Annotated in this window: 2 protein-coding genes; one reads left to right on the top strand and one right to left on the bottom strand. The window is 43.2% G+C overall.

The genetic code is table 11. The features are described from left to right. On the top strand, nucleotides 1-681 hold a 681-nt coding region (locus BP621_RS15910), incomplete at its 5' end, for a PGF-pre-PGF domain-containing protein (protein WP_292391624.1). Between the two features lie 207 nt (nucleotides 682-888). Here the strand turns inward: BP621_RS15910 and BP621_RS15905 are convergent. Next, nucleotides 889-1,560: nucleotidyltransferase domain-containing protein (locus tag BP621_RS15905; RefSeq protein WP_292391622.1), on the bottom strand; the 672-nt coding region annotated here is incomplete at its 5' end.

Below are 1,560 nucleotides of genomic sequence, written 5' to 3'. Positions count from 1 at the left end.
GGCTCTCCGGAATCAACCAGGAATGTCGAACTGAAGGAAATTTCAAATGAGCAGGTTTTCAAAGGCATTCATACATGTTTTACTTTTAAAGACGAGGCAAATGAAATAGTCAGTGTGGAGTTCAATCCGAAAAAGAGTTTCGGAAAAATAACCGCTATTGTAGAGATACTGAAAAACATATCTTCAATTGTTAAGGAGCCTGCACCCGGAACAGTCTACAGGAATGTAAATCTCTGGATTGGGAATAGTGGTTTTTCAAGCCTTGATAATTTTGAAAATGCTCGAATAAACTTCAGGGTGAGCAGGGCCTGGATTACTGAACAGGGAGTCCGCAAAGATGCCATTATCCTGTACCGCTACAGTGAAGGAGCATGGAATCCATTGCCCACAACTCCCAGTGGAGAAGATGGAGTTTATTTTTACTTTACCGCAGAAACGTCTGGCTTCTCTTCCTTTGCAATCTCAGGCAACGAAAAGAAAACTAAGTTGGTTGCAATTTCTTCGTCCGAAACAGGAAAAAACCAGACCTTGAAAGAGGAGAAAACGTCTGAAGAGAATAAACAGGGAATTCCTGCTTCAGATATTAGAAAAGAAGAGGCGAAGCGCTCTCCAGGGATTGAATCAGACTTTTTAGTGGTTGAATTACTGGTTTTGTGTGGCTTATTAAACAGAAAGAAATAATCCGGGGATAGAAACAAAAGTTAGAACAAAAGCTGAGATAGAGAGGCTTTTTTGGTAAAAGTCTTCTTCTACAGATTTTATTTCCCTTTCTATTTCCCTTTCAACCTTTTATCTTAGCCTGGATGCCTGAAATAGAAATTTACGTTCATTGAGTAACTTATATTCCTTAAGCTTACGTTTTGTTTTTTTAGCGATATCTGCACTGCTTTAGAGATATCCACACTTTTCAAGCCAGGTAAGAGACCTTATCCACTCTCCTTTTGGCTCCCTCGAAGTGCCCACGACAAGCCGCTTGATGTCTCCGACTTCTTCAACGATGCCGCGAGCTTCTATAAGCTCCCCGGGAAGCGCTTGGCCTGCATAGGTGTGGGTATATGAGAGCACGTGGTCGATCTCATCGTGTTCGACTTTGTAATACGCAGGGCTGTCAAAAGCAAAATCAGCATTTGTAACTTTGGCTTCGATTTTCATTTTGACTGTATCCTTCCCGCGTAGAAGAGGCTCTTTAATCTGGTCCCATTCCCTTACGAAAAGGAGGTCAAAATAAGTGCCCTCGACCATGCCCCTGTTGCCTTTCCTGGATTCGTGGAGCATGAATTCATCAAATGAAATCTCTGGAGCTCTCTTAGTGTAGATTCTCTTCCACATTTCCTCATTGATTTCTTTAATGGGCCCTTCCTGCTGTTTTACAGCGGTTATTGCATCCCTTGCCCTGAACCATACAGGGCCGTACACAACAAAGTCAATGTCCGAGCTCTCGTTCTGGAGGCCTGCGAGCATCGAACCTGTAACTCCCATGCTTGTCCTGGGAATACCTGCCAGGTCAAGAGCCTTTACGATTGCCCTTACGCGGCTGTCAGAATTTACAAGCTTGGGAAT

It is taken from the genome of Methanosarcina sp. UBA5 (assembly GCF_002505485.1).
GTDB lineage: Archaea > Halobacteriota > Methanosarcinia > Methanosarcinales > Methanosarcinaceae > Methanosarcina.
This window is presented reverse-complemented; position numbering and strand designations above follow the sequence as displayed.